Source organism: Rhizobium sp. A37_96, from assembly GCF_053521765.1.
In genome coordinates this window covers 1-23236 of the sequence record NZ_JBNWDS010000025.1, presented here as the reverse complement: position 1 = coordinate 23236, position 23236 = coordinate 1, and the positions used below count along the sequence as shown (strand labels likewise).

The 23236-nt window shown below is 60.3% G+C and carries 24 protein-coding genes; 16 read left to right on the top strand and 8 right to left on the bottom strand.

Annotated features, from left to right (window positions below; translation table 11 throughout):
• Positions 1 to 30 precede the first annotated feature (30 nt).
• From ACQZ6J_RS31725 to folE, 3 genes are all read right to left on the bottom strand, one after another.
• Positions 31 to 993, bottom strand: a complete 963-nt coding sequence (locus ACQZ6J_RS31725) for a patatin-like phospholipase family protein (RefSeq protein WP_163994102.1) — start codon at positions 991 to 993, stop codon at positions 31 to 33.
• 106 nt (positions 994 to 1099) lie between these two features.
• Positions 1100 to 1549 (bottom strand): phosphoribosyl-AMP cyclohydrolase, encoded by a 450-nt coding sequence (gene hisI / locus ACQZ6J_RS31720; RefSeq protein WP_163994104.1) that lies wholly within the window; start codon positions 1547 to 1549, stop codon positions 1100 to 1102.
• A 25-nt stretch (positions 1550 to 1574) separates the two neighbouring features.
• Positions 1575 to 2186 (bottom strand): GTP cyclohydrolase I FolE, encoded by a 612-nt coding sequence (gene folE, locus ACQZ6J_RS31715; RefSeq protein ID WP_449086948.1) that lies wholly within the window; start codon positions 2184 to 2186, stop codon positions 1575 to 1577.
• Between the two features lie 289 nt (positions 2187 to 2475).
• Here folE and ACQZ6J_RS31710 point away from each other — a divergent pair, with 289 nt between their 5' ends.
• From ACQZ6J_RS31710 to ACQZ6J_RS31685, 6 genes are all read left to right on the top strand, one after another.
• A complete protein-coding gene (locus ACQZ6J_RS31710) occupies positions 2476 to 2940 on the top strand; it encodes an iron-sulfur cluster assembly scaffold protein (protein WP_449086947.1) in 465 nt (154 codons plus the stop codon).
• Positions 2941 to 2955: 15 nt separating this feature from the next.
• Positions 2956 to 3378: a membrane protein insertion efficiency factor YidD gene (gene yidD / locus ACQZ6J_RS31705; RefSeq protein ID WP_163994109.1), complete on the top strand. Its 423-nt coding sequence runs from the start codon at positions 2956 to 2958 to the stop codon at positions 3376 to 3378.
• A 5-nt stretch (positions 3379 to 3383) separates the two neighbouring features.
• Positions 3384 to 3929, top strand: a complete 546-nt coding sequence (locus ACQZ6J_RS31700) for a DUF1697 domain-containing protein (RefSeq protein ID WP_449086964.1) — start codon at positions 3384 to 3386, stop codon at positions 3927 to 3929.
• Between the two features lie 61 nt (positions 3930 to 3990).
• The gene (locus tag ACQZ6J_RS31695; protein ID WP_449086946.1) at positions 3991 to 4590 is read left to right on the top strand and encodes a hypothetical protein; all 600 of its coding nucleotides are present in this window, start codon (positions 3991 to 3993) and stop codon (positions 4588 to 4590) included.
• A gap of 172 nt (positions 4591 to 4762) precedes the next feature.
• A complete protein-coding gene (thrS, locus tag ACQZ6J_RS31690; RefSeq protein WP_449086945.1) occupies positions 4763 to 6751 on the top strand; it encodes a threonine--tRNA ligase in 1989 nt (662 codons plus the stop codon).
• 144 nt (positions 6752 to 6895) lie between these two features.
• Complete coding sequence (locus ACQZ6J_RS31685; RefSeq protein WP_163994113.1) at positions 6896 to 7735, top strand: lysophospholipid acyltransferase family protein; 840 nt, start codon at positions 6896 to 6898, stop codon at positions 7733 to 7735.
• A gap of 80 nt (positions 7736 to 7815) precedes the next feature.
• On the opposite strand, the gene ACQZ6J_RS31680 is transcribed toward ACQZ6J_RS31685, so the two are convergent.
• The gene (locus ACQZ6J_RS31680) at positions 7816 to 8883 is read right to left on the bottom strand and encodes a hypothetical protein (RefSeq protein ID WP_163994115.1); all 1068 of its coding nucleotides are present in this window, start codon (positions 8881 to 8883) and stop codon (positions 7816 to 7818) included.
• Positions 8884 to 9038: 155 nt separating this feature from the next.
• On the opposite strand from ACQZ6J_RS31680, the gene ACQZ6J_RS31675 reads away from it, so the two are divergent.
• From ACQZ6J_RS31675 to ACQZ6J_RS31660, 4 genes are all read left to right on the top strand, one after another.
• Positions 9039 to 9626, top strand: coding sequence for a nitroreductase family protein (locus tag ACQZ6J_RS31675; protein WP_163994117.1), 588 nt, complete (start codon positions 9039 to 9041; stop codon positions 9624 to 9626).
• The gene (locus ACQZ6J_RS31670) at positions 9626 to 10231 is read left to right on the top strand and encodes a flavin reductase family protein (RefSeq protein WP_449086944.1); all 606 of its coding nucleotides are present in this window, start codon (positions 9626 to 9628) and stop codon (positions 10229 to 10231) included. Before ACQZ6J_RS31675 ends, ACQZ6J_RS31670 begins: the two co-directional genes overlap by 1 nt.
• A gap of 113 nt (positions 10232 to 10344) precedes the next feature.
• Complete coding sequence (locus ACQZ6J_RS31665; RefSeq protein ID WP_449086963.1) at positions 10345 to 11499, top strand: DUF2336 domain-containing protein; 1155 nt, start codon at positions 10345 to 10347, stop codon at positions 11497 to 11499.
• A gap of 34 nt (positions 11500 to 11533) precedes the next feature.
• Positions 11534 to 11992 carry a GNAT family N-acetyltransferase gene (locus ACQZ6J_RS31660; protein ID WP_449086943.1) on the top strand — a complete coding sequence of 153 codons (459 nt, stop codon included), beginning with the start codon at positions 11534 to 11536 and terminating at the stop codon, positions 11990 to 11992.
• 5 nt (positions 11993 to 11997) lie between these two features.
• Here the strand turns inward: ACQZ6J_RS31660 and ACQZ6J_RS31655 are convergent, their stop codons facing one another.
• The 3 genes from ACQZ6J_RS31655 to parE form a co-directional block, all read right to left on the bottom strand.
• Positions 11998 to 13176 carry an AI-2E family transporter gene (locus ACQZ6J_RS31655; protein WP_163994123.1) on the bottom strand — a complete coding sequence of 393 codons (1179 nt, stop codon included), beginning with the start codon at positions 13174 to 13176 and terminating at the stop codon, positions 11998 to 12000.
• Positions 13177 to 13315: 139 nt separating this feature from the next.
• Entirely contained in the window at positions 13316 to 14446 is a 1131-nt protein-coding gene (locus tag ACQZ6J_RS31650) for an esterase-like activity of phytase family protein (protein WP_449086942.1), read from the bottom strand.
• 153 nt (positions 14447 to 14599) lie between these two features.
• The gene (parE, locus tag ACQZ6J_RS31645; RefSeq protein WP_449086941.1) at positions 14600 to 16660 is read right to left on the bottom strand and encodes a DNA topoisomerase IV subunit B; all 2061 of its coding nucleotides are present in this window, start codon (positions 16658 to 16660) and stop codon (positions 14600 to 14602) included.
• A gap of 202 nt (positions 16661 to 16862) precedes the next feature.
• On the opposite strand from parE, the gene ACQZ6J_RS31640 reads away from it, so the two are divergent.
• From ACQZ6J_RS31640 to ACQZ6J_RS31625, 4 genes are all read left to right on the top strand, one after another.
• Positions 16863 to 17759, top strand: a complete 897-nt coding sequence (locus ACQZ6J_RS31640) for a dienelactone hydrolase family protein (protein ID WP_163994129.1) — start codon at positions 16863 to 16865, stop codon at positions 17757 to 17759.
• A gap of 138 nt (positions 17760 to 17897) precedes the next feature.
• Complete coding sequence (tpiA, locus tag ACQZ6J_RS31635) at positions 17898 to 18668, top strand: triose-phosphate isomerase (protein WP_449086940.1); 771 nt, start codon at positions 17898 to 17900, stop codon at positions 18666 to 18668.
• A gap of 114 nt (positions 18669 to 18782) precedes the next feature.
• Positions 18783 to 19313 carry a preprotein translocase subunit SecG gene (secG, locus tag ACQZ6J_RS31630; protein ID WP_449086939.1) on the top strand — a complete coding sequence of 177 codons (531 nt, stop codon included), beginning with the start codon at positions 18783 to 18785 and terminating at the stop codon, positions 19311 to 19313.
• A 142-nt stretch (positions 19314 to 19455) separates the two neighbouring features.
• Positions 19456 to 21084, top strand: coding sequence for a CTP synthase (locus ACQZ6J_RS31625; protein ID WP_163994136.1), 1629 nt, complete (start codon positions 19456 to 19458; stop codon positions 21082 to 21084).
• On the opposite strand, the gene ftrA is transcribed toward ACQZ6J_RS31625, so the two are convergent.
• Entirely contained in the window at positions 21047 to 22084 is a 1038-nt protein-coding gene (ftrA, locus tag ACQZ6J_RS31620; protein WP_449086938.1) for a transcriptional regulator FtrA, read from the bottom strand. The genes ACQZ6J_RS31625 and ftrA overlap by 38 nt on opposite strands.
• 65 nt (positions 22085 to 22149) lie before the next feature.
• Here ftrA and ACQZ6J_RS31615 point away from each other — a divergent pair, with 65 nt between their 5' ends.
• Together ACQZ6J_RS31615 and ACQZ6J_RS31610 are read left to right on the top strand one after the other, a co-directional pair.
• Positions 22150 to 22542, top strand: coding sequence for a rhodanese-like domain-containing protein (locus ACQZ6J_RS31615; RefSeq protein WP_449086937.1), 393 nt, complete (start codon positions 22150 to 22152; stop codon positions 22540 to 22542).
• A 144-nt stretch (positions 22543 to 22686) separates the two neighbouring features.
• A partial coding sequence (locus ACQZ6J_RS31610; RefSeq protein ID WP_449086936.1) for a HoxN/HupN/NixA family nickel/cobalt transporter occupies positions 22687 to 23236 on the top strand: 550 nt, incomplete at its 3' end.

The following is a 23236-nucleotide window of genomic DNA, read 5'->3' as shown; positions in this document are numbered from 1 at the left end:
GATCGGCCAAGGGCCGGTCGCAGCCCTGCGCTACAGACGTGCGTAGGTTTCCTGCATGCGCCGGATTTCCGGCAATCTCGTCAAAGCCTCTTCATAGCCGCGCTCGATGGCCTCGCCAGCGCGATGGAACTCCGAAAGACCGATATCGCTGAGACGCGGATGCAGCGCGAGATCCGGCGGATCGCCGGCCAGACGGGCGCGCGCGATCCTGTCCTGTATGATGTTGAAGGCCTGCACCATGACGCCGGTCATGCCGAGCTTCATGGGTGCCGTATCGTCACGACGCAACAAATCGCCGTTCGGCTGGCCGACGCTATGCTTGACCACGGCCGACCGGCCGAAAAGGTCATAGTGCAGATTGACCGCCGCCACGAGCGGCTGCTCGTAGGACCGGCATACGGAAACCGGCACGGGATTGACGAGTGCGCCATCGACCAGGGTGCGGCCGTTGCTCCGAACCGGTTCGAAAATGCCGGGCAGGGCATAAGACGCCCTGAGCGCCGTAATCAGCGAACCGTTGGCGATCCAGACCTCATGGCCGGTATTCAGCTCCGATGCGACGGCCACGAAAGGACGGTCAAGATCCTCGATCGAAAGTCCTTCCAGGTGCTCCTGCATGCGCTTGGTCAGCCGCATGCCGCCGAACAGGCCGCTGCCGCCGATGGTGAGATCGAGAAGGCTGGCGATGCGGCGCATCGTGAGCGAGCGGGCAAAAGCCTCCAGCTCGTCGAGCTTGCCGGCAAGATAGCAACCGCCAACCAAGGCGCCGATCGATGTGCCCGCGATCATGCCGACGGCGATGCCTGCCTCATCGAGAGCACGCAGAACGCCGATATGCGCCCAGCCGCGCGCAGCGCCGCCACCAAGCGCCAGCGCAATCTTGACCTTCTTGGGCGGAGCGGGAGGGATAAGCGGGCTGGACGTATCCTGCGAAGGGCCTGAACCGGTCGAGTTCTGTCCGCCAGTATGACGATTCAACCCCCAATTCAGCATTTAAGGCCTCCTCCGAGGCCTAGTATGCCTCAGCTAAAATACTGTCCCTTTTTCGTTTCCAAATCGTATACTGGTTGTAGCTTCTTCGAGCACTTCGCCGATAAGTCTACTGTTTGTAAACTTCTTCCGGATCGAAATGCAGGTGATCGTCGACCACGCTCAGCATCGGCTTGCCGTCTTCGAGCTCGACCGTACGGTAGAAACAGGAACGACGACCAGTATGGCACGTCGCATCATGTCCGGCGACCTCGACTTTCAGCCAGATGGCATCCTGATCGCAATCGGTACGGATTTCCTTCACCGCCTGCAGATTTCCGGAGGTTTCGCCTTTCTTCCAGAGTTTTCCGCGGGAACGGCTGAAATAATGCGCCGTGCCTGTCTTGATCGTCAGCGCAAGAGCTTCGGCATTCATATGCGCGACCATCAGCAGCTCGCCGTCATGCGCGTCGGTCACGATCGCGGTAATCAGGCCGCGATCGTCGAAGCGGGGCGTGAAATCGCCCGCATCTTCCAGCTCGGATTTGTCCTCGGAAGGCGCGTTGAAAATCAAATTCATCTCCGGCTCTTTCGTTGAAGCCCGGTCAGCGGCCCCGGACCAAAGACATGAAACGGGCCTGCTCGGCCGGATCGGCCTTGAAGGCACCCGTGAACGTCATCGTCAGCGTCGAGGAGCCCTGCTTCTGCACGCCGCGCATGGCCATGCACATATGCTCGGCTTCGATCATGACGGCGACGCCACGCGGACGCAGCGTATCGTCGATCGCATTGGCAATCTGCGCCGTCATCGCTTCCTGCGTCTGCAGGCGGCGACCGAAAATATCGACGACACGGGCGATCTTGGAGAGCCCGAGCACGCGGCCGTTCGGCAGGTAGGCGACGTGCGCCTTGCCGATGATCGGCACCATGTGGTGTTCGCAATGCGAGAAAAACGGAATATCTTGCACGAGGACGATGTCATCATAGCCGGAGACCTCTTCGAAGGTGCGGCCGAGTACGTCCTCGGGGTTCAAATCGTAACCGGAGAAGAGCTCGCGGTAGGCCTTGGCAACGCGCGCCGGCGTATCCAGCAGGCCTTCGCGCTGCGGATCGTCGCCCGCCCAGCGGAGCAGAACGCGAACTGCGTCCTCGGCTTCCTTCTGTGAGGGGCGTTCGGAATCAACGACTTGCGGAAAGTTCTTTACAATGGCGTCCATTACCTGTGGATCTCCTGACCCGCTAAGCGGATATCATCTGTCGGACTCGCCACTGGCATTCTCCGAAGCGCGGAGATTTCGTACCTTTGGCGGGCTCCGGGGCGTTCTGGCTGGCGGACAAGCCTGCCGTCCTGCACGGTTTCCCATCAAACTTACAGAAGACCATTGCATTTCGATGGTCTTCGAACGACATACATATAGTATGGCATTGTCCCTGTGAAAGTGTCCTAAACGGACACGCTGTGTTTTTTGTTACGAAACGCAAAACGGGGGCATCGGAGTAAAATCTGTGATGGACGACATATACAACAGCAAAATCCTGGAGTTTGCCGGCAATATCGAACGTATCGGCAGTCTTTCCGACGCCGATGCCAGTGCCCAGGCCCATTCCAGACTGTGCGGTTCTCGCGTAAAAATCTGGCTGAAAATGGACGGCGACGTGGTGACCGATTTTGCCCATGACGTCAAGGCCTGCGCGCTGGGTCAGGCCTCGTCCTCGATCATGGCCCGCCATGTGGTGGGCGCTTCGGCGGACGAAGTGCGAAAGGCTCGGGAAGATATGCTGGCCATGCTCAAGGCCGACGGCGAAGGGCCGGACGGGCGCTTCGAGGACATGCGCTACCTGAAGCCCGTTCGGGATTACAAGGCGCGCCATGCGTCGACCATGCTGACATTCGATGCCGTCGTCGATGCGATCGGGCAGATCGAAGCCACGCGGACGGGCGGCAACGCCAAGACCGCTGAAGCTGTCTGACCGGGGCTTCGGGCGATGTGCCAATTCTGTCTCATGCAGGATGATGATGAAGACGAGGGCGGTGCTGCTCCTTCCAAGCGAGCGCGGCGCGACACGTCACCGGCCGGAGGCAGGGCGATCAGATCGCGTAATTATACCGGCCCTTTCCGCAAGACACCGGACCGGCTTTTCGGCATGGGTCTCATTCGCCTGTATCAGCTCACGCTTTCCGGCTTCATCGGCAATTCCTGCCGCCATATCCCGACCTGCTCGGAATACGGCTATGAGGCCGTCGCCCGCCACGGGCTTTGGGCCGGCGGCTGGATGACGCTGTTTCGTGTCGCGCGCTGCGGACCGGGAGGCACCAGCGGGCTCGATCCGGTGCCCGGTGAACTGGAGCGCCGATACCATTGGTGGACGCCCTGGCGCTACTTCCGTCTCGGCCGGAAGGCAGCCTGATCCGCATGGCTCTCTACGTGGCGCTGCTCCACAGCATTGTGCTTGGCGCCGGACGCAGGGTTGTGATGAGTGATCTCAAGGCGATGGCGGAAGGGCTTGGCTTTCGCAATGCCCGCACGCTTGTCGCGACCGGCAATCTGATTTTCGAGAGCGAGAAGCGGTCGATTGCTTCTATCGAAGCGCAACTCGAAGCTGGTTTTGTCAAAGCGTTCGGCAAGCATGTCGACATCGTCGTGCGGGACGCCGAGACATGGCTGAAACTTGCCGAAGGCAATCCCTTTGTCGATGGCATTGGCAGCGAGGTCGCCATTCGCGTCATGCGTCAGCCGCTGGAGCCCCGGATTCTCGAAGTACTTGCGAAATATCGTCAGGGCGAGCGCATGGCTATTGTCGGCGGCGATCTCTGGATCGATTTCGGTCTCAAGGCCAGCGAGACGAAGTTGTTGCCGGCCCTGACGACGAAGCGGCTTGGCATCGGAACGATGCGAAACTGGAACACGGTGCGCGGAATCGATGAAATAATCGGTCGAGCGAAAACAACTGATCTTTGATATCATATTGATCGAGCAATGATCTCGGTCGCAGTCATGGCGATGAGCGTGGGGGAGTGCATTGAGCCAGGATATCTCAAAAGACCCTAAACAGGAGCTGCAAGCAAAAATAGCAGCGGCCAACAGACGCGGTGAATTCCTCTTAATCGTATTGGGTGCCGCGTTCCTTATCACGATCCTGGCTTGGGTTTTGTTCCATTACGAAATAAAGACCGCCTGTTACTTCCGCGACAATCCATTTCTACGTGATCTGTGGCCGCCGAATGCCACGGCTTTGTCGCAAATGCAGAGTTTACCGTATTCCGAGCGGGACCAGTGTACTTTCTTCGGTGTCAGATCGATAGCGAGCCTAACCTTGCTCTTAGGTTTCACCACTCTTATTGCCTTCACCTTCAAGGCATTAAGGGGATTCAGAGTCAAGAAAATACCCCTGATCTTTCCGGTTTTGTTGATAGGTTTCGGTATACTTTTCATGTGGCTGGATAAGTTCGACAATTACCACGGCCCGCACACTTGGCTTGGCTTTCACCCGAGTGATTCCATCAACGCCGCAATCATCAAAAGTCTCCTCAGAATCTATCTCTATTACTGGTTGCTTTTCGTCTGGGTTATCAGCCTTATTGCATATTTTTTCTGGAAACGAGTTCCCGCGATCTCCTGATTTTACCGCCAAAACCCCACTCGATTTCTGCAGCCCTGAGACCCACTTTCCTTTACTAAATCACGAAAAGTCTTTATCAGGCTGCGGTCGATTGTCCGCAACATTTGGATAATTGACCGCTTCCATAGAAACCACCCGCATTCGTTGGCGGGACTGGACAAGGAGAATATCGATGTCCCAATCTGTTTCCCTGACATTTCCCGATGGTTCCGTGCGCAGCTTCGCTGCCGGCACGACCGGTCGCGATGTCGCCGAATCCATTTCAAAGTCGCTGGCCAAGAAGTCCGTCGCCATTGCTATCGACGGCACGGTGCGCGACCTGTCCGATCCGGTATCGGACGGCAAGATCGAGATCATCACCCGGGCAGACGATCGCGCGCTGGAACTGATCCGCCACGACACTGCCCACGTTCTCGCCGAAGCCGTGCAGGAGCTATGGCCGGGAACGCAAGTGACCATCGGTCCGGTCATCGAAAACGGCTTCTACTACGACTTTGCCAAGAACGAGCCCTTTACGCCCGACGACCTGCCGGTCATCGAGAAGCGGATGCGCGAGATCATTCAGCGCAACAAGCCTTTCACCAAGGAAGTCTGGTCGCGCGAGAAGGCCAAGGAAGTGTTCGCCGCCAAGGGCGAAAACTACAAGGTTGAACTGGTCGATGCCATCCCCGAAGGCCAGGATCTGAAGATCTATTACCAGGGCGACTGGTTCGACCTCTGCCGCGGCCCGCATATGGCCTCCACCGGCCAGATCGGCAATGCCTTCAAGCTGATGAAGGTTGCCGGTGCCTATTGGCGCGGCGACAGCAACAATCCGATGCTGACCCGCATCTACGGCACGGCATTCGCCGAGCAGGCGGATCTCGACAACTATCTGCACATCCTTGCCGAAGCCGAAAAGCGCGACCATCGCCGTCTCGGCCGCGAAATGGACCTGTTCCATTTCCAGGAAGAGGGCCCCGGCGTCGTCTTCTGGCATGGCAAGGGCTGGCGCATATTCCAGACGCTGGTGTCCTACATGCGCCGCCGGCTGGAGGGCGACTATCAGGAAGTCAACGCGCCGCAGGTGCTCGACAAGTCGCTTTGGGAGACCTCGGGTCACTGGGGCTGGTATCGTGACAACATGTTCAAGGTCACCGTCGCCGGCGACGATACGGACGACGACCGCGTCTTCGCGCTGAAGCCGATGAACTGCCCTGGCCATATCCAGATCTTCAAGCATGGCTTGAAGTCTTACCGCGAACTGCCGATCCGCCTTGCGGAATTCGGTGCGGTTCATCGCTACGAGCCGTCGGGCGCGTTGCATGGCCTGATGCGTGTGCGCGGCTTCACGCAGGATGACGCGCATATCTTCTGCACCGACGAGCAGATGGCCGCCGAGTGCCTGAAGATCAACGATCTGATCCTGTCCGTTTATCAGGACTTCGGCTTCAAGGAGATCGTCGTCAAGCTGTCCACCCGCCCGGAAAAGCGCGTCGGCTCCGACGAACTCTGGGATCGCGCCGAAAGCGTGATGACGGATGTGCTGAAAACCATCGAGGCGCAGTCCGAGGGACGCATCAAGACCGGCATCCTGCCGGGCGAGGGCGCGTTCTACGGACCGAAGTTCGAATATACGCTCAAGGATGCCATCGGCCGCGAATGGCAGTGCGGCACGACGCAGGTCGACTTCAACCTGCCGGAGCGTTTCGGCGCGTTCTACATCGACCAGCATTCTGAAAAGACGCAGCCCGTCATGATCCATCGCGCCATCTGCGGTTCGATGGAACGCTTCCTCGGCATCCTGATCGAGAACTTCGCCGGCCACATGCCGCTGTGGGTCTCGCCGCTGCAGGTCGTCGTGGCCACCATTACCTCCGAAGCCGATGCCTATGGCGAAGAGGTTGCCGAAGCACTGCGCGATGCCGGTCTCACCGTGGAGACCGACTTCCGCAACGAGAAGATCAACTACAAGATCCGCGAGCATTCGGTGACGAAGGTTCCGGTGATCATCGTCTGCGGCAAGAAGGAAGCCGAGGAGCGTTCGGTCAATATCCGTCGCCTCGGCAGCCAGTCGCAGACGTCCATGTCGCTCGACGAGGCCATCGCATCGCTTTCTCTGGAGGCGACGGCACCGGACATCCTGCGCAAGCGCGCAGCGCGGCGCGCCAAGGCCGCTTGACGGCAACCCATATCTGACGGCACCTTCAGGGTGCCGTCAGAGAACTGACATAAAGCTTTCATATAGTTGATGAATCAACGCGTTGCTGTGGTTGCGGCATGGGACGCAACTGAACCATAGGAGCGGGGCAGCCCCGTCGCGCACTTGGAATTCAAAGAATTATCCTACGCCAATGAACGGGACCCGCGTATCAAGCGCTGGTTCATCCGCTCCATCGAGGGCCTTTCCGGCCGAGATCGGTACGCCCGGCTCTACGATATCTGGCGCACCGATATCGTCGGCAAGAGCGAACGGGTCTTCGGCAAGATGCTCGATCTCATCGACGTGCGCCTGCTGATCAAGGGCGAGTGGCCGCCGAGCCAGATCCCCGAAGCGCCGATCGTCATCGTCGCCAATCATCCCTATGGCATCGGCGACGGGATCGCGGTGATGGCGCTTGCCGAGCAGCTCGGCCGTCCCTTCAAGGTCCTCATCAACAACGAATTGTTGAAGGTGCCGGAAATGCTCGACTATTCGCTTCCGGTTTCTTTCGAGGAAACCAAGGACGCGATGGCCATCAATATGAAGACCAGGCATGAGGCCGTCCGCCTTCTCAAGGAAGGCACGACCATCATCGTCTTTCCCGCCGGCGGCGTCGCAACGGCAAAGAAGGGTTTTGGCCGGGCGGAAGATCTGCCTTGGAAAATGTTTCCCGCCAAGCTCATTCAGGCCGCGCGCGCCAGTGTCATTCCCATCTATTTCGAAGGGCAGAACGGTCGGCTGTTCCATCTGGCGAGCCGGATCTCGATGACCCTGCGCATTTCGCTGCTGATCCGGGAATTCCGGCGTCTTTCCGGCAGCACCATCACAGCCCATATCGGCGCATTGAGAAGCTGGGAAGCGCTCAGCGAAGGCAGCGATCGCAAGGATCTGCTGTCGAAACTATATGGTGCGGTCTTCTCGATGGCGCCGCCGAGACGGATGCTGCGCCGCAAGGCCGGATGAGCGGGAAGAGTGTAGAGTTCGCTTTCGACGAGCGGTGACTGCTTCGCCGGCTTGAGTTGGCGGTCGCAAGCGCGCCATCGTCAATCCATGCTTTCGCCTTCGTCGCCGCCTGAGGGCGCCAATTGCTCATAGGTCGGCAGCGGCTGCTGATTGATGGTCGCGGGCGGCGTCTGGCTCTGGCGCATCGGCGGCATCTGGATCGGAAGCTGGCGGGCCGGCTGTTCGTCGTCGGCATCCTGCGGCTGCTGTTCCTTCATCAGCACTTCCACGTCCGTATTCACGCCTGCGGCAACTGTGAAGTCGCGCTGATAGATCTTGTCCTTGTTGCGGGCGACGGCGGTGTAGCGGCCTTCGGCAAGCACCATGGTTGGAAAGGCGCTGACGCTTTCCCCGACGATATCTCCCGCGGACGTCAGGATCGACCAGGCGGTATCGGCGATCGCCTCGCCGCCGGCGTCGGACACCAGCTTGAGGGTGATCTTTGCCGCCCTGTGCTGGATGGTCGCCTGCGTCACCTTGCCGGCCTCCACCTGAATATCGGCGCGGATAACGGCATTGACGTCTCCATACTCGGAAACGATGTGATAGGTGCCGGCACTGAGACCGACCAGCGTGTTCGGCTTGACGTCGTCCATGACGAGACCGCGTTCGCCGTCTTCCTTCGCCTCGCTCGAATAGATCGAGAAGCTCAGCTCGTTCGGCGGGATTCGGACGTCGGATCCGGAAACGGCATTCAAAACCATTCCGCCCGCATCGAGGACCATCGTCTGCTTTTGCGTATCGCCGGTTTCCGGCACGCTCAGCCTCTTGGTAACGCCGGCGCGGCCGAAGGAAACGTTGACAAAGTAATCGCCGGGCTGAAGGTGGAAGGAGGCCGAGCCACCCCGCGAACTGGCAACCAGCGGCAGCTTGCCATCGGCGCCGGCAATCGGGCTGAAGACATACCAGGAAAGGCCCTGCTGCTGCGGGCTGCTCTGGGGCGTCATCTTGGCCTCGAGGAAAACGTCGCGCAGGGTTCGGGCCGGGGAATTCTCACCGTCGGGCGCGACGAAGGCGTTGAGCTTCGGCATCTTCACGCTGCCGTCCAGCTGCTTGAATTCCTTAAAGGCTTCCTGCGCGGAGGCGGTCGTACCCAAGCTCGCGAGCATCGCAAAAACTGCGCTCAATCGGAGAGCGGATGAAATGCCTGACATGGATACCCAACCGATTGACTTCCGATAAAACACACGCCACTTCAAAACCAATGCAGTGGCAAATTCAAGACCTACATCCTCCCATAAGCCAAAATGAAGGCAGTCCATCAATGAAAACCGATATCAAGCTGGTCGACTATCTCGCTGTGCGCCGATCGATCCCCGCGTTCCAAATGTCGGAGCCAGGGCCGGAAAAGGCTGAAATCGAGGAGATTCTCCGGCTGGCTTCGCGCGTACCGGATCACGGCAAGCTCGCGCCATGGCGCTTCATCGTCTATCGCGGCGAGGAGCGTGCGCGCATCGGCGAGGAGCTGCTGAAGCTTGCGCTGGAAGTGAGGCCTGATCTTTCCGAGGAAATGATTCAGGTCGAGCGGACTCGCTTCACCCGCGCGCCTGTCGTCGTTGCGGTTGTCAGCACCGCCGCGCCGCATTTCAAGATTCCGGAATGGGAACAGCTGATGTCGGCCGGCGCGCTTTGCCTGAATTTGCTGATCGCCGCCAACGCCCATGGCTGGGTCTCCAATTGGCTGACCGAGTGGTTTGCCTTTGACGAGCGCGCCTATCCGCTGCTTGGCGTCCAGCCGGGCGAGAAGGTGGCCGGTTTCATCCATATCGGTTCGACGACCTTCCCGCCCGTCGAGCGTCCGCGGCCGGAACTCTCCGAAACCGTGACCTGGGTCGGCGGCGAGGACGCGTGATGTTCTACACGACGGATAGCAATCGCCACGGGCTGGCGCACGATCCTTTCAAGGCCATTATCGCGCCGAGGCCGATCGGCTGGATCGGCAGCAAGGGCAGGGACGGCTCCCTGAATCTCTCTCCCTATTCCTTTTTCAACGCCGTGAGCGATCGGCCGAAGCTGGTGATGTTCTCGTCGGCCGGCCGAAAGGACAGCGTTCGCAATGTCGAGGAGACGGGCGTTTTCACGGCCAATCTCGTCAGTCGCCATATCGTGGAAAAGATGAACCATTCCTCGATTGCCGTTCCCTATGGCGTCAACGAATTCGAACTGGCCGGACTGACGGCCGTGCCCGGCCGGTTGGTCGATGCGCCCTACGTTGGCGAGGCCTTTGCAGCCCTCGAATGCCGGGTGACGGAAGTGCTGGAGCCGAAAGGGCTCGATGGCGCACCCTCCGACAACATCATGGTCATTGGCCAGGTCGTCGGTATCCATATCGACGAAACGATCATTCGTGACGGCAGGCTCGATATGGCGCTGGCACGGCCTGTCGCCCGCATGGGCTACATGGATTACAGCGAGGGCAGCGACGTCTTCGAGATGATGCGGCCAAAGGCTCCCTGAAGGGGGCCTTTGGCGTCGATATGCGAAAGGTTAATAAGCAAGGTAAACGTCCCGTAAACCTTTCCCCGATAGCGTAGTGAATATGAGTTTGCGGGGCTGGAATCGCCTCGTCGATATCGGGGCGTTACGTGATCATAGAAGCATTCCTTCGCTGGGCTGAGACCGCCAAGGCAGAAAGCAGAGCCAGGGCGGCCAACGCGCTCGGCAGAGCCTATCTGCAATCGGAGATGCCGGCGGAAGAACGCGCGGCTGCGGAGATGGCGATGACCTATCTGCTCGATGACCCGTCCCCGCGCGTCCGGCTGGCTCTTGCAGAAGCGGTCGCCCGCTCGGCCAGCACGCCGCGCAACGTCATTCTCTCCCTTGCCGAGGATCAGCCCGAGATTGCCGGGCAGATCATCCTGTTATCGCCCGTATTCACCGATGCCGACCTTGTCGATCTGGCGCTGCATGGCAGCGATGTGACGCGGGTGCTGGTCGCCTCCCGCGGGGAGGTGCCGCGCGCCGTCTGTGCGGCACTTGCCGAGATCGGCGGAGAGATCGAAATCCTGTGCCTGCTTGAGAACGATGGGGCACTCCTTTCCCAGGCCTCGCTGAAACGCATCGCAGAGCGTCTGGGCGATTGCGCCGATATACGCGGACTGCTTCTTTCGCGGGATGCGCTCTCTTCGGACGTCAGGCACCTGCTGATGCGCCGGGTCAGCGAAGCGCTGTCGGGCTCCGCGCTTGTGCAGACCGTCATCGGCAGCGGCCGGCTTCAGCAGGTGACGCGCGAGGCGACCGAATCGGCGACGGTTGCCATTGCAGGAACGGCGCAGCACGAACAACTCCCCGATCTGGTCGAGCATCTCAGGCAAAGCGGCTGGCTGACGCCGGCTTTCCTGATGCATGCGCTATGCTCGGGCAAGGTCGATTTCTTCGCCTGTGCGATCACCAATCTTTCCGGCTGCGATGAGCGGCGCGTGCGCTCGATCATTTCCAGGGGCCGCGTCTATGCCATCCGCGCGCTCTATGAAGACGCCGGACTGTCGAGAGATGTCAGCACGATCTTCGTCGAGGCGACGATGATCTGGCGTGAAGCCACCCGCAAGAACGGCACTGCCTTGCTCGAAAACGTTTCTTCACAGCTGATGCGGAAATTCCGCCTTGCGGAGCAACCGCCTGCCGCTGCGATGCAGCTGCTCGACATGGTGGAGAAGCTTGCGAATGCCGAACGGCGGCAGGCCGCACGCAGCTTCGCGGCACTCGCGACGCTCGCCGCCGCGTGATATCCAGCCGGCGTCCTGTTTTCCGAGGTTCATCGTGTCACTGACGATATCAATCGAATCCCCGCGCCAGGAAGGCGTCATCCGTCTTCTGGACATGTCGAGCGCCTATGCGGAATCGCTCTATCCGCCTGAAAGCAACCATATCCTCGACCTGGCCTCGCTGGAGAAGCCGGACGTGACCTTCTGGGTCGCCAGGCTGGAAGGAGCGATCGTCGGGTGCTGCGCCCTCGTGGACGCGGGTGACGGCACTGCGGAGATCAAGCGGATGTTCGTCGACCCCGCCGCCAGGGGACGCAACGTCGCGCGCAAACTGATGGAAACGCTCGAAGCAGCGGCGCTCGAAAGAAACCTTGCGGCCATACGGCTGGAAACCGGCATATACCAACCGGAGGCAATCGGCCTCTACCGGAAATTCGGCTACGCCGAAATCCCGGCCTTCGGTAGCTATCAGCCGGACCCGCTCAGCCTCTTCATGGAAAAACGGCTGGGATAGGGGGATCAGCGCTCGGCGGCGTCCCGAACATGCAATTGCAGCTCCGGTTCCTGCGCCTGAAGCTCTTCGGTCAATTCCGCCTCGCGAATCCATTCGCGCCAGATGGCGACGATGATCGCCATCAGCACCGGACCGATGAACAGGCCGAGGAAACCCATGGTCTTCACGCCGCCGACCAGACCGAAGAAAGTCGGCAGGAAGGGCAGCTTGATCGGGCCGCCGACAAGCTTCGGGCGAAGCGTCTTGTCGACGATGAAAAGCTCGATGGTGCCCCAGAGGAAGAGGGCGATGCCTGCCCAGAGCGAACCGCTGGCGATGAGATAGATCGAGACGAGTGACATGGACAGCGGGGCGCCGCCCGGCACCAGGGCCATGACGCCCGTGAGAACGCCAAGCGTGATCGCGGATGGCGCGCCGGCGATCCAATAGGCGACGCCGAGAACGATGCCTTCGCCGATGGCAATCAGCGTCATGCCCATGACGGTCGAGCTGATCGTCGCCGGCACGACGCGCGAAATCCGCTCCCAGCGATTGGGAAGGATGCGCTCGCCGAGCAGATCGACCTGCCGAACGAATGTCGAGCCATCGCGATAGATGAAAAACAGAGCGATCAGCATGAACAGCAAGGTCAGGACGACATGGAACGCCCCGCCGCCGGCTGCGAGCACCGCCCGGTAGATATTGCCGATATGGGCGCCGCTCACGAGCTGCGCCAGCTCGCCGAGCGAACCGGGGCTGCCGACATATTGCGTCCACTGGTCACCGAGCCACGAGCCGATGACGGGCAAAGCCAGAATCCACTGCGGCGGCGGCGCGCCTTCACGATTCACATGCACCGCCCAGCCGAACCATTCACGTACCTCACCGGCCATGTAGATGGCGGAAAGAACGATCGGCAAGACGAGAAACGTGACGATGAACGCAATGGCGATAGTGGCGGCAAGCGTCGTGTTTCCGCCGGTGCGGCGCACGATATCGTTGTAGAGCGGCCAAGTGGCGAAGCCGATTACGGCAGCGGCCAGAACGGGAACGAGAAAGCCGTAGAAGAAATAGATGCCTGCAATGGCAATCAGGATCAGCAGCCAACGCGCAGCTGAAATGGATGGTATCAGCGGCAGGCGCGCATGCGCGCTGGACCCGAGCCACCGATGCTCCTTCGGCTTTTGACGTTCAAATACACCCACCGGACTTACTTCACCCCTCTTTTATAGATCAACCGGTTATGGGGTATGATCTTGGCCGTTTCAAGAGCGACGGTCCAAAGCTTCTTATTCAGGTCCCGTGACAATAACACGACTGCGATACCGGCGGGAGCAAGGTTTGTCAGAGTGGTCGACGGATAATCTTGAAGGCAAAAAACTGGGTTTTCTGTGTGGGATTGAAATTATTGTCAGCCACCATGACCAATAGATCCGTGCCATCCTTCGCCTTGCCGAAGGTAATACCTTCGATGTTGTCGGGGGCAAGCCCCAGCGCACGCAGATCCATTATCTGTGTCTTGCGCACCGGAACGATACGCTGGTCGGCCTTCGCAAGCGACGGGATATCCGCGACATCGGTGGCGCCATCGAGGTCGAACATGCTGATTACCGCGGAATTGCCGACGCCTTGTGCGTAGCCGCGCTCGATCGACAGCAGGTGACGGTCATCGAGCGCCAGGATTTCCGACAGGCCGAAGTCGTTCCAGCCGATGGCCGTGGATGGCGCCTGCGGGATCGGCGAGATCGGATAGACATATTGCGCCTTCTGATTGCCGGTCACTGCGTCATAACGGATGAGGCGCGCGAGCGCACCGCCCGTCAGCGTCGTGATGGGTCCATCTTGATAGAGCGCCGATTCCGTGCCAACCAGCACGTCGCCGCCAGACAGGAACGTCAGGCCTTCGAACGCCAGATTGTCGCGAATGCCTGTGCTCTTGTCTGCCGTCGGAGCAAAACCCGCAGGCAAGGAAAACTCGCGAACGAAACTGCCATCGCGATTGGCGACACGCACGAAGGGAGGCAGCAGCGCCTTGCCGTCACCTTCGCTGGTCCAATAGATACCATCCTTGCCGAGGCGAATGGCTTCGCCATCCACCGTCTTGATCGCGAAGGGCTGGCCGTTCCTGTCCTTCAGCGTGATGTGATCGACAATCGTGACACCCTTCAGTCCGCTGGCATCGATATCGATTTCGAGATCGTAGAAGCGGGCAGGCGCCTTTTCGGAACGATCGTCGCTGATCGCGATATAACGGCCGGTGGAGGGGTCGAAGTCGATGCCCGAGAGGCCGCCGACCTCCACTCCATTCTCCATAAAGCCGGTGGGAATATCGTAACTGCCGAGATAGGAGAGGCTGATGCCCGCCTTGCAGTCGCCAAAGGGGCAGGGCACGTCGATGGTCGCCCCGATATCCAGCGCATAGGCAGCCTGGCCGAACAGGAGAACGGCGGCAGTCGTCAGAAATGGCTTCAACATGGCGAAATCGTCAACCCGGATTGTGAAAAGGCGGCATTCAAAACAATGCCGCCATCTACACATCCATCCATGACGCCTTCGTAACGGATGCCGGACAATCCGGCAAAATATCGCGAAGACCGCCGGCTGCGGCAATCTTCGGTTGCTAAGCCGTCAGATATCCAGATCCTCGGCGAAGGCTGCCCGTTCCTGAATGAAGCGGAAGCGGGCGTCGGCCTTGGTGCCCATCAGATTGTCGACGGCATCGCGCGTGCCTTCGAAATCCACCTCGTCGATCTCGACGCGCAGCAGGGTGCGCTTGGACGGATCCATCGTCGTTTCCTTGAGCTGGGCAGGCAGCATTTCGCCGAGACCTTTGAAGCGGCTGATCTCGACCTTGCCCTTGCCCTTGAACTCCGTCGCCATCAGCTCTTGGCGATGGGCATCGTCGCGAGCATAGATGGATTTCGATCCCTGTGTGATCTTGTAAAGCGGCGGCACCGCCAGAAACAGGTGGCCCTGCCGCACCAACTCGGGCATCTCCTGATAGAAGAAAGTGATGAGGAGCGAAGCAATGTGGGCGCCGTCGACGTCGGCATCGGTCATCACGACGATGCGTTGATAGCGAAGATCTTCCTCGCGATATTTCGTGCGCGTGCCGCAACCGAGCGCCTGGACGAGGTCGGTAATCTGCTGGTTGGCGGAAAGCTTTTCGCGGCCCGCGCTTGCGACGTTGAGGATCTTGCCGCGCAGCGGCAGGATTGCCTGGTTCGTGCGGTTTCGCGCCTGCTTGGCCGATCCACCTGCCGAATCGCCCTCGACGAGGAACAGTTCTGCACCTTCGGCAACGTTCTGCGAACAATCCGCCAGCTTGCCGGGGAGGCGCAGCTTGCGCACGGCCGTCTTGCGGTTGACTTCCTTTTCCTTGCGGCGGCGCATGCGCTCCTCCGAGCGCTCGATCACCCATTCCAGCAGCTTTTCAGCTTCGGCCGGATTGTCCGTGAGGTAGTGATCGAAAGGATCGCGCAGAGCGTTTTCAACGATGCGCTGTGCTTCGACCGTCGCAAGTCTGTCCTTTGTCTGACCGACGAATTCAGGCTCGCGGATGAAGATCGACAACATGCCGACGCCGGAAATCATCACGTCGTCCGTCGTGATGTTGGCCGCGCGCTTGTTTTGCGTAAGGTCGGCGTAGTTCTTCAGGCCCTTGGTCAGGGCAATGCGGAAACCGGCCTCGTGCGTTCCGCCTTCGGGAGTCGGAATCGTGTTGCAATAGGAGTGAATCTGCGGGTCGCCGCCATACCAGGTGATCGCCCATTCCAGCGAGCCGTGACCGCTTTCCTTCTCCGACTTTCCGGCAAAAATCTCGCGGGTGACGGTGAACTCGTTGCCCATCGTCGCCTTGAGGTAGTCCTTCAGGCCGCCCGGGAAATGGAAGACCGCTTTTTCGGGAACATCGGCGCCTTCGGGCGCCAACTCCGGATCGCAGCTCCAGCGGATCTCGACGCCGCCGAACAGATAGGCCTTGGAGCGGGCCATGCGGAAGACGCGGGCCGGATCGAAGCGGGCGTGATCGCCGAAGATCTGCGGATCGGGATGGAAGCGGACGCGCGTGCCGCGACGGTTATGCACATCGCCCAGCTCTTCGATGCCGCCGACCGGCAGGCCGCGCGAAAATCGCTGGCGATAAAGCTTGCGGTTACGGGCCACCTCGACTTCCAGATCATCCGACAGCGCGTTGACGACCGATACGCCGACGCCGTGCAGGCCGCCCGACGTCTCATAGGCCTTGCCGTCGAATTTGCCGCCGGCATGCAGCTTCGTCATGATGACTTCGAGCGTGGACTTACCCGGCACCTGCGGGTGGTTTTCCACAGGAATGCCGCGACCGTTGTCCGTGACGGTCAGATATCCCTGCTGATCGAGATAAACCTCGATGAAATTGGCGTGACCCGCCACCGCCTCGTCCATGGCGTTATCGATGACTTCGGCGAAAAGGTGATGCAGCGCCTTCTCGTCCGTGCCGCCGATATACATGCCCGGACGCATGCGAACCGGCTCGAGCCCCTCGAGAACGCGAATGGAGCTCGCGCCATATTCCTCGGCCGAAGACGTCGTCGGAACCGCGCGCACCGGTGCGGCCGCGGGCTTTTCAGCCTTCACGGCAGGCTTTTCCGCTGCTTCCGGTTTCGGCGAGCGGGGTAGTTCGGAGAAGAGATCTTTGCTGTTATCCATAGAACTTCAAACTGCCAGATTTGTCCTGGAGGGGCCAAACCCCGTTATTGTCGCATTTATCGCGGCTATTCGCGAATCACCGTGATTCTGCCAGAAACGGCGCACAAGAGCGATGGCGCCCGAGAACGGCGAATTGATGAAGAGATTTGCGTTGCCGGGTGACGAATGGCAAGCCCGATGGCCGATCAGAGGAACTATCCGCATGCGAATGTCCACAGCTCATTTGCCTATCCTGTCCGCGATATCGGGCATTCTGCTGCTGGCGACCATTCAGGACGCTGCCGCCGATATGCTCAAACCCTTCAAGGACGAGCTGTTTTCCAACCAGACGGTCATCGAAAGTCACGACAACGGCGCATTCCAGACCATCGACTACCAGGAAATGCGGGATATCAACGGCCGCGACCAGATTCCGGAGAAGCGCGTCAAACCGGCCTATGTCGACACAGGCGTACGCTGGAAGGCGCAGGAAGACGAGACGCTTCAGCTTGGCGACCGCAAGGTCGATGTCACCCGCATCGGTCCCGCATCGAAGCAGGCCTTTACCGTCATCTTCATCCACGGTCGGGGCGGCGACCGGCGGCTCGGCTCCAACGACTATACGTTCGGCGGCAATTTCAACCGGCTGAAGAACCTCGCCTATGGAAATGGCGGCACCTATTATGCGCCGAGCGTCAAGGGCTTCGACAGCAACGGCGTCGCTGATATCGCCGCGCTGATCCGCTATTCCTCCGAACAGTCCGGCGGCAAGCCCGTCATCCTGACATGCGCGTCCATGGGCAGCTTCATCTGCTGGGGCATCACCCGCGACGCCGAAAGCGTCAAGCGCCTGAAGGGCATGGCGATCCTGAGCGGCGTCACCGATCCGGATTTCACGAAGAGCGCCTTCTACAAGGCGAAGCTGCCGCTCTGGTTCACGCATGGCAGCAAGGATCCAGTCTATGCGGCGGCCGACCAGGAAGCCTTGTTCGAGAAACTCTACAAGGCGCACTATCCGACGCGCTTCACGCTTTTCGAAACCGGCAACCACGGAACGCCGGTGCGCATGACCGATTGGCGCAAGGTGCTCAACTGGATCGTCGATCCGCAAGCGTCGTGAAAGCTGCGAGAAGATCGGATTTATTTTCCGGATAAGCATTTTTCAAACGATTTGAACCGGCTTCGGCTTCATTCGATAACTTTCCTTTCCTCCTCCTTTTTGTTAGTCCGACTGATGGAATAGGGGGAGACAACCGGAATGACGAAGACCATGCGGCCGCTTCTGGCCGGAAACTGGAAGATGAACGGTACGCGTGCGAGCCTCGATCAGATCAAGGCGATCGCGGATGGCGTCAAGACGCCGTTGTCCGAGAAAATCGATACGCTGCTCTGCCCCCCGGCCACCTTGCTCTATGTCGCCACCGCGCTTTGCGACGACAGCCCGCTCGCGATCGGCGCGCAGGATTGCCATCAGCAGGTCAGCGGCGCCCATACGGGTGATATTTCGGCGGAAATGATCGCGGACTGCTTCGGCACCCACGTCATCGTCGGCCATTCCGAGCGGCGCAGGAACCACGCGGAAAGCGATATGCTGGTGCGTGCCAAGGCGCAGGCTGCGCTCGATGCCGGGCTCATCGCCATCATCTGCATCGGCGAAACGGCCTATGAGCGCAACAGCGGCCAGACGCTCGACGTGCTGAAGCGGGAGCTCGTCGGCTCCATTCCCGATGGCGCAACGGCGGAGACGACCGTGGTCGCCTACGAGCCGGTCTGGGCGATCGGCACGGGCGTCGTTCCGACCCGAGAGAATGTGGAGGAGGCACATGCCTTCATCCGCGCGGAACTCATCGAGCGCTTCGGCAAGGAGGGCGCAAACATGCGAATCCTCTATGGCGGATCGGTCAGCGGCGCCAATGCACGCGACCTTCTGGAGGTTCCGCACGTCAATGGTGTTCTTGTGGGCGGCCAGAGCTTGAAAGCCGCCGACTTCCTCGCCATTTATGCCGCATTCGAACCGCAGTTCGCCTGAAGCAGCACCTTGCCCGGAATTCCATCCTTAAAAGGGCTTGGAATAGGCGAGAGCCTCATGTAAAGAGCCGCAAGCTTTTGTTTTTGATGCCCGCCCGCGGGCAGGACTGGACCTATGCAAACCGTACTGCTTGTCATCTATCTCATGGTTGTCGTCGCCCTTATCGGCGTGGTGCTGATTCAGCGCTCCGAAGGCGGCGGCCTCGGCATAGGCGGGGGATCGGGCTTCATGTCCGCGCGTGGTACGGCCAACGCGCTGACCCGCACCACGGCCATCCTGGCTGCGCTGTTCTTCATACTCGCGCTCGGCATGAATGTGCTGTCGCGTTTCGAAGCTCGCCCGACCGATATTCTCAACCGCATTCCGAGCACGGCCGGCCAGGGCAACGGCATTCTCGATTCGCTCGGCGGCCAGAACGGCGCCGCACCGGCGAACGGTCAGCCGAAGCCGGCCGACAACAGCGGCGTTCCGAACAGCGGAGCCGTCGCTCCGCAGTCGCAGGCAACGCCGCCCGCCACGACGAATCAGCCAGCTGCCGCCGCACCTGCGCAGCAGGCTCCGGCTGCGGCCGGTCAGCAGACCGCGCCGGCAGCCACCACGACTGCTCCCGCCCAGAGCGGCGGCGACGTTCCGACCGGCAAGTAAGCCTGGTCGTAAAGATCATCCCCGGCAGGTCCTCGGATCTGCCGGTTTTGTTTTGTCTATATTCCGCCTTGTGCGTCCAAAATTCCGGAAACGAATTTTAGGGCTAGCGGAATCATTTGTTAAAAGGTATCCGGTGACTCCCATGGCGCGATATGTATTCATCACAGGCGGCGTGGTTTCTTCCCTCGGAAAAGGAATTGCGGCTGCGGCTCTCGGAGCGTTGTTGCAGGCTCGTGGTTATCGAGTCCGCCTGCGCAAACTCGACCCCTATCTGAACGTGGACCCGGGCACCATGAGCCCGACCCAGCACGGCGAGGTCTTCGTCACCGACGACGGTGCGGAAACCGACCTCGATCTCGGCCACTACGAGCGCTTCACCGGCCGCTCGGCCACCAAGACCGACAACATCACCACCGGTCGCATCTACAAGAACATCATCGACAAGGAACGCCGTGGCGACTATCTGGGCGCCACCGTCCAGGTCATTCCGCACGTCACCAACGAGATCAAGGATTTCGTCATCGAAGGCAATGACGACTATGATTTCGTCATCTGCGAGATCGGCGGCACCGTCGGCGACATCGAAGCCATGCCTTTCATGGAAGCGATCCGCCAGCTCGGTAACGATCTGCCGCGCGGTACGGCGATCTACGTTCACCTGACGCTGATGCCCTATATTCCGGCTGCCGGCGAGCTGAAGACCAAGCCGACACAGCATTCCGTCAAGGAACTGCAGGCTCTCGGCATTCATCCCGACATCCTGCTCGTGCGCGCGGATCGCGAGATCCCCGAAGCGGAGCGCCGCAAGCTTTCGCTGTTCTGCAACGTCCGTCCTTCGGCCGTCATCCAGGCGCTCGACGTCGCCAACATCTACGACGTGCCGATGGCCTATCACAAGGAAGGCCTCGACAACGAAGTGCTGGCCGCTTTCGGCATCGAGCCGGCTCCGAAGCCGCGCCTGGAAGACTGGGAAGAGGTCTGCAACCGCATCCGCACGCCGGAAGGCGAAGTGACGATCGCCATCGTCGGCAAGTATACCGGCCTCAAGGATGCCTATAAGTCGCTGATCGAGGCGCTGCATCACGGCGGCATCGCCAATCGCGTCAAGGTCAATCTCGAGTGGATCGAATCCGAGGTCTTCGAAAAGGAAGATCCGGCACCTTATCTCGAGAAGGTTCACGGCATCCTGGTGCCGGGCGGCTTCGGCGAGCGCGGTTCCGAAGGCAAGATCCTGGCCGCCCGTTTCGCACGCGAGCGCAAGGTGCCGTATTTCGGCATCTGCTTCGGCATGCAGATGGCCGTCATAGAAGCGGCCCGCAATCTGGCCGGCGTCGAGAATGCCTCTTCGACCGAATTCGGACCGACGCCGGAACCGGTCGTCGGCCTGATGACCGAATGGCTGAAGGGCAACGAGCTGCAGAAGCGCACGTCATCCGGCGACCTCGGCGGCACCATGCGTCTCGGCGCGTACAAGGCAGCCCTGAAGAAGGGCACGAAGATTTCGGAGATCTATGGCACCACCGATATTTCGGAGCGCCATCGTCATCGCTACGAGGTCAACATCGATTACAAGGATAAGCTGGAAGATTGCGGCTTGACCTTCTCAGGCATGTCGCCGGACGGCGTCCTGCCGGAAACGATCGAATATGCCGATCATCCGTGGTTCATCGGCGTCCAGTACCATCCGGAGCTGAAATCCCGGCCGCTGGAGCCGCACCCGCTGTTCTCCAGCTTCATCGAAGCCGCGACGGAACAGAGCCGGCTGGTCTAAGGACCGTAAATCGCTTGCGGTAGTCGCTCGGGCTGACCGCAAGCCTTTCCCGAAAATGATGGCGCATGGTGGCGAGCGATCCAAATCCGCTCGCCACAGCCACATCGTCCAACGAAATGGCGGCCTGTTTTTCGAGTAGATCGCGCGCGCGGCGCAGCCGCTCGCTCAACAGCCATTCGCCCGGCGACATGCCGGTGGTGGCCTCGAAGCGGCGCTGAAAAGTCCGGATGCTCATGCCGGCGCGGGCTGCCAGTGCGGCGATTGGCTGTTCTTCCTGCAGGCGCTCGCGCATCCACTCAAGCAAAGGCCCCAGGCGGGCTCCCTCGCGCTGCCTCAGAACCGGCGTCTCGATATATTGCGCCTGGCCGCCTTCACGGTGAGGCGGCACCACCAGCCGACGCGCGACGCTGTTGGCGATGTCGGGTCCGAAATCCCGGCGCACGACATGCAGGCAGAGATCGATGGCTGCTGCACTGCCGGCCGCCGTCAGCACGCTGTCTTCATCGACATAGAGAACATCGGCATCGACGGTGATATCCGGATAGCGCGCCGCGATCGAATCGACGTAGCGCCAATGCGTCGTCGCCTTTCGGCCGGCGAGCAACCCCGCGGCGGCAAGGACCGCGACGCCCGAGCATAGTGACATGATGCGCACGCCGCGGCGGCTGGCTGCTTGCAACTCGGCAATCAACGGAGCGGGGACAGGCGTGCCGATGCCGCGCCAACCGGGCACGACGATCAGATCGGCATCGGCCATGACTTCAAGTCCGTGATCGGCCTGAACCGTGAGGCCGCCGGCGGCGCGGAGCGGACCATCTTCGATCGCGCAGGCGGAAAAGCGATACCAGTCGTTCCCCATCTCCGGGCGCGACAGGCCGAAAATTTCATAGGCGACGCCGAATTCGAACGTACACAGCCCGTCATAGACAAGCGTGACGACATGCGGGCCGAGAAGATTGGGGCTATCAGCGTTTGGCATGATGTTGACGCTATATGGCATTACGGCCAATTTCAACAGCAAGATCGATCAGGCATGAATGCACAGAACCAACCAAGGAGTGCTCCATGTCCCTCGTCAGTGAAATCCCCGCCGCCGCCCCGGACCTCGTCGCCGAACACTATGCCCGGAAGCTTGCCTTCGAGACCGATTGCTCCGATGTGCATCAGGCCACGCTATCGGGCAATGTCGATTTCGTTCTGATCGATGTTCGCGGCCCAGCCCTGTTCCAGGAGCAGCATATTCCCGGCGCGATCAATCTTCCGCATGGCAAGATGACCGCACGCAAGATGGCGGAATGGCCGGACGATACGCTGTTTGTCGTCTATTGCGCCGGCCCGCATTGCAACGGCACCGACAAGGCGGCCTTGCGGCTGGGCACGCTCGGCAAGCGCGTGAAGGTGATGATCGGCGGCATGACCGGCTGGGCGGATGAGGGCTACCCCTTCGAAATAACCTAGCAGACCGACAGGACAAACCCGGCCTCATGCCGGGTTTGCTCATTTTTGTGACAGTGCGGCGAAGTTTGGCGCCTACGTCATTTGACTGTCGCGCCGCCTTCGTTTCCGTGGCACTCTTCGAGTAAGCATAACGGGAACAAAAGTATGATCCTCAATCCATTTGACGATGGCGTCGAGCGGCCGAAAGCCAAGATCGCCTTTACCTTTGCGCTTTTGATCGTCTTCAACATTGCCGCATGGATCTGGGCGTGGGCGGCCTTTGCCGACAGGCCATCGCTTCTGGGCATCGCGCTGCTTGCCTACATGTTCGGGCTTCGCCACGCCTTCGATGCCGACCATATCGCCGCCATCGATAACGTCGTGCGCAAGCTGATGCAGGAAAAGAAGCAGCCCTATGCGGTCGGCTTCTTCTTCTCTCTCGGGCACTCCTCGATCGTCGTGATCGCCTCGATCCTGATTGCCGCGACGGCCGCCGCCATGCAGAACCGGCTCGATTCCTTCCACGATATCGGCGGCGTCATCGGCACCACGGTTTCGGCGGCCTTTCTCCTTCTGATCGGCATCGCCAATCTCTTCGTGCTCAAGGGCGTGTGGTCCGCCTTCCGGCGGGCGCAGAAAGGCGAGAGGATCGCGGACGAGGATCTGGATACGCTGCTTGCCGGAGGCGGCATTCTCGCGCGCATCTTCCGCCCGA

Excerpts from the sequence above, each read along its gene's own strand:
- ACQZ6J_RS31675 (WP_163994117.1), top strand. The coding sequence starts at position 9,039 with ATGAAAACCGATATCAAGCTGGTCGACTATCTCGCTGTGCGCCGATCG.
- ACQZ6J_RS31725 (WP_163994102.1), bottom strand. The coding sequence starts at position 993 with ATGCTGAATTGGGGGTTGAATCGTCATACTGGCGGACAGAACTCGACC.
- ACQZ6J_RS31670 (WP_449086944.1), top strand. The coding sequence starts at position 9,626 with ATGTTCTACACGACGGATAGCAATCGCCACGGGCTGGCGCACGATCCT.
- hisI (WP_163994104.1), bottom strand. The coding sequence starts at position 1,549 with ATGAATTTGATTTTCAACGCGCCTTCCGAGGACAAATCCGAGCTGGAA.
- ACQZ6J_RS31625 (WP_163994136.1), top strand. The coding sequence starts at position 19,456 with ATGGCGCGATATGTATTCATCACAGGCGGCGTGGTTTCTTCCCTCGGA.
- ACQZ6J_RS31700 (WP_449086964.1), top strand. The coding sequence starts at position 3,384 with ATGGCTCTCTACGTGGCGCTGCTCCACAGCATTGTGCTTGGCGCCGGA.
- tpiA (WP_449086940.1), top strand. The coding sequence starts at position 17,898 with ATGACGAAGACCATGCGGCCGCTTCTGGCCGGAAACTGGAAGATGAAC.
- folE (WP_449086948.1), bottom strand. The coding sequence starts at position 2,186 with ATGGACGCCATTGTAAAGAACTTTCCGCAAGTCGTTGATTCCGAACGC.
- ftrA (WP_449086938.1), bottom strand. The coding sequence starts at position 22,084 with ATGCCATATAGCGTCAACATCATGCCAAACGCTGATAGCCCCAATCTT.
- ACQZ6J_RS31680 (WP_163994115.1), bottom strand. The coding sequence starts at position 8,883 with ATGCTCGCGAGCTTGGGTACGACCGCCTCCGCGCAGGAAGCCTTTAAG.
- thrS (WP_449086945.1), top strand. The coding sequence starts at position 4,763 with ATGTCCCAATCTGTTTCCCTGACATTTCCCGATGGTTCCGTGCGCAGC.
- ACQZ6J_RS31650 (WP_449086942.1), bottom strand. The coding sequence starts at position 14,446 with ATGTTGAAGCCATTTCTGACGACTGCCGCCGTTCTCCTGTTCGGCCAG.
- secG (WP_449086939.1), top strand. The coding sequence starts at position 18,783 with ATGCAAACCGTACTGCTTGTCATCTATCTCATGGTTGTCGTCGCCCTT.
- yidD (WP_163994109.1), top strand. The coding sequence starts at position 2,956 with ATGTGCCAATTCTGTCTCATGCAGGATGATGATGAAGACGAGGGCGGT.
- parE (WP_449086941.1), bottom strand. The coding sequence starts at position 16,660 with ATGGATAACAGCAAAGATCTCTTCTCCGAACTACCCCGCTCGCCGAAA.
- ACQZ6J_RS31615 (WP_449086937.1), top strand. The coding sequence starts at position 22,150 with ATGTCCCTCGTCAGTGAAATCCCCGCCGCCGCCCCGGACCTCGTCGCC.
- ACQZ6J_RS31640 (WP_163994129.1), top strand. The coding sequence starts at position 16,863 with ATGCGAATGTCCACAGCTCATTTGCCTATCCTGTCCGCGATATCGGGC.